Source organism: Arenibacterium halophilum (assembly GCF_005938225.1).
Taxonomy (GTDB): Bacteria; Pseudomonadota; Alphaproteobacteria; order Rhodobacterales; family Rhodobacteraceae; genus Arenibacterium; species Arenibacterium halophilum.
Genome location: NZ_VCPC01000010.1, coordinates 1 through 6,222 on the forward strand (window position 1 = coordinate 1; position 6,222 = coordinate 6,222).

At 65.8% G+C, this 6,222-nt stretch carries 5 protein-coding genes and 1 pseudogene; all 6 read left to right on the top strand.

Annotated features, from left to right (window positions below; all coding sequences use genetic code 11):
* Positions 1-209 (top strand): annotated as a pseudogene (locus FGK64_RS22275) (HNH endonuclease); the annotation flags it as partial.
* A gap of 73 nt (positions 210-282) precedes the next feature.
* A complete protein-coding gene (locus FGK64_RS21890) occupies positions 283-771 on the top strand; it encodes a hypothetical protein (protein ID WP_138865991.1) in 489 nt (162 codons plus the stop codon).
* Positions 771-2,495, top strand: a complete 1,725-nt coding sequence (locus tag FGK64_RS21895; protein WP_138865992.1) for a terminase large subunit — start codon at positions 771-773, stop codon at positions 2,493-2,495. Before FGK64_RS21890 ends, FGK64_RS21895 begins: the two co-directional genes overlap by 1 nt.
* Before the next feature lies 1 nt (position 2,496).
* Positions 2,497-3,819 carry a phage portal protein gene (locus FGK64_RS21900; RefSeq protein WP_138865993.1) on the top strand — a complete coding sequence of 441 codons (1,323 nt, stop codon included), beginning with the start codon at positions 2,497-2,499 and terminating at the stop codon, positions 3,817-3,819.
* The gene (locus FGK64_RS21905; protein ID WP_138865994.1) at positions 3,809-4,729 is read left to right on the top strand and encodes a S49 family peptidase; all 921 of its coding nucleotides are present in this window, start codon (positions 3,809-3,811) and stop codon (positions 4,727-4,729) included. The genes FGK64_RS21900 and FGK64_RS21905 overlap by 11 nt, the downstream gene beginning before the upstream one ends.
* A 91-nt stretch (positions 4,730-4,820) precedes the next feature.
* The gene (locus FGK64_RS21910; RefSeq protein ID WP_138865995.1) at positions 4,821-6,134 is read left to right on the top strand and encodes a phage major capsid protein; all 1,314 of its coding nucleotides are present in this window, start codon (positions 4,821-4,823) and stop codon (positions 6,132-6,134) included.
* Positions 6,135-6,222: the final 88 nt, after the last annotated feature.

A 6,222-nucleotide genomic window follows, 5' to 3' on the forward strand; every position in this document is an offset into this window, starting at 1 on the left:
TGGTGCTGGCACGGGACAATCACATCTGCCAGCAGACCGGCGTGCTGCTGGTTGCCGGCAGGCGGGAGCCGAACAGCGCGGTGGTCGATCACATCAAACCGCATCGCGGCGACCCGGAACTGTTCTGGGACATCAACAACCTGCAGTCGGTCAGCAAGGCCTGGCACGACGGCAGAAAGCAGAGCCTCGAGCGCCGCGGTCTGGTCTAGGGGTAGGGGGGGTGCGATCCTTGGCAGCCGTTTGGCGCCAGACCCACCTCCCCACCATTGAGGGATTTTTTTCTTGGCTGACGAACAATTCGACCTGTTCGGTGATCCGGTGCGGTTGCCGGGGGGGCGGCGTGGCCGTCCAGCGCACCGGGCGTGCCAGAAAAACCGCAACAAAGTCATGCTGTTATTGGCTATGGGGTGGTCCAATGAACGCATCGCAAATGCGATCCACTGCTCGGTCCCGACGCTGCGGAAGCATTATTTTTCCGAGCTCAAGAACCGGGACATCCAGCGCGATCGCTTCGATGCCTGGCGCTTCGAGAAGGCGATCGAGCAGGCGGCGGCCGGCAACGTCGGGGCGCAGAGGCTGTTGAACCAGCTGGTCGAGAAGAACGACCAGCAGCTGGCGACGACGCGGTTCCGCGATGCGCAGGAGCAGGGCAAGGGCAAGGCGCCGCGTCCGCTTGGCAAGAAGGAACAGGCACGCCGCGATGCGGGCCGGGTGGCCGATGGTGGCGGCGGCGATGGCTGGGGTGATGATCTGAAACCGGGTCTGCACTGATGCTGGATATCGCACCGGATTATGAGAGCCTCGGCATTGATCCGGCTTGGGATACTGCGGTTCCGGATTGGCAGGCGCGGATCCTCGAGGGGCGTTCGCTGATCCCGGATTTGCCGCTGTTCGAAGATGTGGCCGAGAAGGCGCTGCGGATCTTCAAGCGGCTGAAGGTGCCGGATTTGCCGGGCACGCCGACGTTCGGCGAGATCTGCGACGATTGGGTGCTGGATTTTGTCCGGGTGATCTTCGGCAGTTACGATCCGGAGACGAAGCGGCGGATGCTGCGGGAGTTCTTCCTGCTGGTGCCGAAGAAGAACGGCAAATCGGCGATCTCGGCAGGGATCATCGTGACGGCAGCGATCATGAACGAACGGCCACAGGCAGAGCTGCTGCTGATCGCGCCGACGCAGAAGATTGCCGGCATCGCCTTCAAGACGGCGCGCGGCATCATTGCGCTGGATGACCAGCTCTCGAAGCTGTTCCGCGTGCAGACGCACCAGAAGCAGATCACGCACCTGGTGACCGAGGCGGTGATCATGATCCTGTCGGCCGATGGCGATGTCGTGACCGGCTCGAAGGGCTGCTATATCCTGGTCGACGAGACCCATGTGCTGGGCAGCAAGGCGAAGGCGCCGGAGATCTTCATCGAGCTGCGCGGCGGCCTCAAATCCCGCCCCGAGGGGTTCTTCCTGCAGATCACGACGCAGTCGAAGGAGCGCCCGACCGGGCAGTTCGAGATGGAGCTGCAGACGGCGCGGGCGGTGCGTGATGGAGAGCTGAAGCTGCCGATGCTGGCGGTGATGTACGAGCTGCCGCGCGAGATGGTCGAGGCCGAACAGTGGCGCAACCCGGCGACCTGGGAGCTGATCAACCCGAACCTCGGGCGCTCGGTGTTCCTCGAAGACCTGATCAACGACCTGCGCAAGGCCGAGCGCGAAGGGCCGGACTCCGTCGCGCTCTTTGCCTCGCAGCACCTGAATGTCGAGATCGGCATCGGCATGAACACCGGGCGCTGGATCGGGGCGGATTACTGGGTGAAGGCGGCCAAACCGCTGACGCTCGCGGAGATCATGGCGACCTCGGACGTCTGTGTCGTGGGGGTGGATGGCGGCGGGCTCGACGATCTGCTGGGCCTCGGCGTGCTGGGCCGCCATGCCGAGACGAAGGTCTGGCAGCACTGGGGCAAGGCCTGGGCCGATCGCGACGTGCTGAGCCTGCGCAAGTCGATCGCGCCCGAGCTCGAGGCGCTAGCAAAAGAGGGTGATCTGACCTTCGTCGACAACCTCGAGGACGAGGCGATCCCGGAGATCGTCCAGATCTGCCTCGATCTGCGGGAGGCGGGGCTGCTGCCCGATGAAGACGGGATCGGCATGGACCCGGAAGGGGTGGCGAAGATCGTCGATGCGCTGATCGAGGCGGGGTTCCGGATCGAGGACATCCGCGCGATCAGCCAGGGCTACAAGCTGAACGCGGCGATCAAATCGGCGCCGGTGAAGCTGAAGAACGGCACGATGGTGCATTGCGGGCAGCGGATCATGAGCTGGAGCGTCGGCAATGCCAAGACCGAGGCGCGCGGCAACGCGGTGATCGTGACGAAGGCGCAGAGCGGGACGGCCAAGATCGATCCGCTGATGGCGCTGTTCAACTGTGTGCAGCTGATGAGCTGGAACCCGGTCGCCGCGAATGGCGATGCGGTGGTGATCTCTGACGACTACGAGGTGGCGTAAGGTGGGGCTGTTCAATCTCTTCGGCGGCGGCCGCGATGCCGCGATGGCAGAGGCAACGCGCGATGCAGGCGAAGACCGCTGGTTTGAAGGCGGCGGCGCGCGCAGCGAGATCGATGTGGCGGTCTCGATCGAGCGGGCGCGAAAGGTGCCGGTGATCCGCGATTGCCTGCATACGCTCTCGGAAAACGTGGCGGGGCTGCAGTTCGGCTGCTTCCAGCGTCTTGACGAACGCCGTCGGCGCCGGCTCGACCAGCACCCGGCGATGCGGTTGCTGTCGAATCCGAACCGGCGCCAGACGTCCTATGAGTTCCTCGCCTGCATGGTCGATGACCTGGCCTCGCATGGCGACTTCATGGCGCGGATGATCTTTGACGCGGCCGGCAACGTGGTGGAGCTGCGCCGCATCAACCCCGATCCGGCGGTGACGCACGTCGACGAGGTCGAAGGGGTGAAACGGTTCACCACCCGGGACGCGCGCGGGCAGGATCACCGCTACCTCGAAGAGGAAGTCTGGCACATTCCGCTGCCGCCGCTGAAGGACGGTCTGCGGGGCACCTCGCCGATCCTGGACGATGGTCGCGAGGCGGTGGCCGTAGCGATCGCGCTGCAGCGCTATGCCAACATCCTGTTCAAGAACGACGGCACGCCGCCCTATGCGATCACGATGGACGGCAACTTCAAGGGGGCCGACGACAAGAAGAACTTCCTGAAGGCCTGGCGGCGATGGACCAGCGGCAAGAACCGCCACACGCCGGCGGTGCTGGAATACGGGATGAAGCCGACCCGCATGGGGCTGACGGCGGAAGAGGCGCAGTTCCTCGAGACCCGCAAGGAGCTCTGGCTTGACCTGACGCGGCTCTGGCGGGTGCCGCCGCACAAGGTCGGGATCATGGACAAGGCGACCTTCAGCAACATCGAGCACCAGGCGCTGGAGTTCGTGACCGACACGTTGCGCCCGGTGCTTGAGCTGATCGAGCGCTCGGTGGCGAAGTTCCTGATCGAGGAAGACGACGTGTTCTTCGAGTTCAACGTCGAGAGCCTCCTGCGGGGCGACATCAAGACCCGGTTTGAGGCCTATGCGCTGGGGCGGCAGTGGGGCTGGCTCAGCGTCAATGACGTGCTGCGGATGGAGAACCTGAACGGGATCGGCGCGGCGGGGGATCGCTATGTCGAGCCGCTGAACATGGTGCCGGTGGGCACCGGGCCCGGCGGGCGCGAGCGCGATGAGCGCGCCGCCATCGACAGATCGATCGCGTTCCTGCGCGAAACAACGGCGCGCAATGGCGGGCGCCCCAGACTGGAGCTTGTAAAACATGCCGCATGAAATCGAGCGCGTGCTGCGCGCGGTCTCGGCCAGCACCTGGCTGATCGAAGAGAACAAGGGCGCCGAGATCGCCGCCTTCCTGGCGCTGCGGGCCGGTGGTCCGACCGAGGGCTGGCAGGGCGAAGCGCATCAGCCGGTCTATGCCATGGAGCCGGTTCCGGCGCGGGGCGGCGGCGCGGTGCATCATCTGCGCTTGCAGGGCACGATCATGCCCCGGGGCAGCGGGATGATGAGCCGGATGTCGGGCGGGGCCTCGCTCGACCAGTTCCAGCGGGCCTTCCGATCGGCAGCCGAGGATACATCGGCGCGGGCCATCGTGCTGGAGGTCGACAGCCCTGGCGGCCTGGTCGACATGGTGCCGGAAACCGCGACGCTGGTGCGCGCGGCGCGGCGGCTGGATCGCCCGATCATCGCGGTGGCAAACACGCTGGCGGCCTCGGCGGCCTATTGGATCGCGTCTTCGGCCGATGAGATCGTGGTGACGCCTTCGGGTCTGGTCGGCTCGATAGGGGTGATGACGCAGCGCGACAACATGCAAAAGGCGCTGGCGCAGGCCGGGATCCAACGCGAGATGTTCGCCAAGGGGCCCCGCAAGCTGGAAGGCCACCCTTACGGGCCGCCGATCGACGATGCGGCGCGCGCGGCGATCGAGGAAGAGGCCGAGGCGCTTTACGCGATGTTCACTTCCGATGTCGCCAAATCGCGCGGCGTGCCGGTCTCGGTGGTACGCGCGGATCCGGAAAAATCCGAGCGCCACTTCGGGGGCGGGCGCACCTATCGCGCCAAGCGCGCGGTGGCGCTCGGCATGGCTGATCGCATTGCCACGCTGGAAGACACGCTGATGCGGGCGGCACGTGGCCGCCCGGCACGCCGCGCCTCGCTCGCCGCCAGGCGGCTGGCGATGCTCTGACACCATCCGATCATTTTTGACGGTGACCGAAACGGTGCGCGCCGGGCGCACCGTCAAGGACGATTCACGCCCGGCTGAACAGGAGAGAGCCATGAAAACGCTCGCAGAACTCAAGAAGCGCCTGGCCGCCCTGAAGGCCGAGGGGCGTGGCATCGTGGAGGCGGCCGAGGTCAGCGAAGACGCTGTGCTGTCGGAGGCGCAGGAAGAGCGCTTTGCGGCGATCGAGGAGGAGATCGCGCAGGTCCAGGCGCAGATCACCGAGAAGGAAAAGCTGAATGAGCGCCGCCGCCGCATGCAGGCCGATGGCGAAGGCACCCAGACCGGTGGTGGTACGGGCTCGGGCACGGGTGGGCGCAACGCGGTACATGACAGCGATCCGCGCCAGACGGCCGGCTTCCGCGATATCGGGGAATTTGCCGTTGCGGTACACGGCGCGGTCAATGCCTCCCGCTATGGTGGCGAGGTCGATCATCGCCTCGCGGCGCTGACCGGCTCGCATGAAGGCGGGGGCGCCGAGGGCGAGGGCTATTCGCTGCCGCCGCAGTTCCGCGACAATATCTGGGAGCTGATGACCGAGTTCGACGAGTTCGGGCCGCTGATCGACGAAGAGCCGACCTCGAGCCGCGAGGTCAAGCTGATGCACGACGAGACGACGCCCTGGGGCACCAGCGGCATCAAGGCCTACTGGCGCAAGGAAGGGTCGAAGATGACCCCGACCGAGCTGGACGATGAAGGTCGCAATGTGCCGCTGCATGAGCTCTACACGCTGGCGCTGGCCTCGGAAGAGCTGCTGGAGGATGCGCCGCGTCTCAACAACCGGCTGAGCCGCAAGGCGGCGCAGGCGATCGCCTGGAAGAAGAACCTCGCCATCGTCGAAGGCAACGGGGTCGGGCAACCGCTGGGCTGGATGAAATCCACGGCGCTGATCACGGTGGGCAAGGAAGCCGGGCAGGCGGCCGATACCATCAGCGCGTTGAACGTCATCAAGATGTATTCCCGCCTGTTGATGGTGCCGGGCGACGAGCCGTTCTGGCAGGCCAATTCCGACACGCTGCCGCAGCTGATGACCATGACGGTGGGCGACAAGCCGATCTGGATGCCGCCCAATGGGCTTGCGAATGCGCCGGGGGGCTTCCTTCTGGGCAAGCCGGTGCGGCTGACGGAATACGCCAAGACGGTGGGGGATCTCGGCGATCTGCAGCTGATCTCGCCCAAGGGCTACTATGCCGCGCGCCGGTCCTCGGGGGTGAAGTTCGCCAGCTCCATCCACCTCTACTTCGACTATAACACGATGGCCTTCCGCTGGGTGTTCCGCTACGGCGGCCAGCCCCACCTGAAAAAACCCGTGTCGCCGGCCAACGGGCCGACCAAGTCGCACTTCGTGGCGCTGGCCGAGCGCGCCTGATCGGCTGACCGCAACGCGGTCTGACCTGCCGGCCGGCGCGGAAAGCGCGCCGCCGGTCTTTCCCTCTACATCGGAGATTAGAACATGG

What these genes read in the sequence shown, in the direction of transcription:
- FGK64_RS21910 (WP_138865995.1), top strand. Translation starts at nt 4,821, where the DNA reads ATGAAAACGCTCGCAGAACTCAAGAAGCGCCTGGCCGCCCTGAAGGCC.
- FGK64_RS21895 (WP_138865992.1), top strand. Translation starts at nt 771, where the DNA reads ATGCTGGATATCGCACCGGATTATGAGAGCCTCGGCATTGATCCGGCT.
- FGK64_RS21905 (WP_138865994.1), top strand. Translation starts at nt 3,809, where the DNA reads ATGCCGCATGAAATCGAGCGCGTGCTGCGCGCGGTCTCGGCCAGCACC.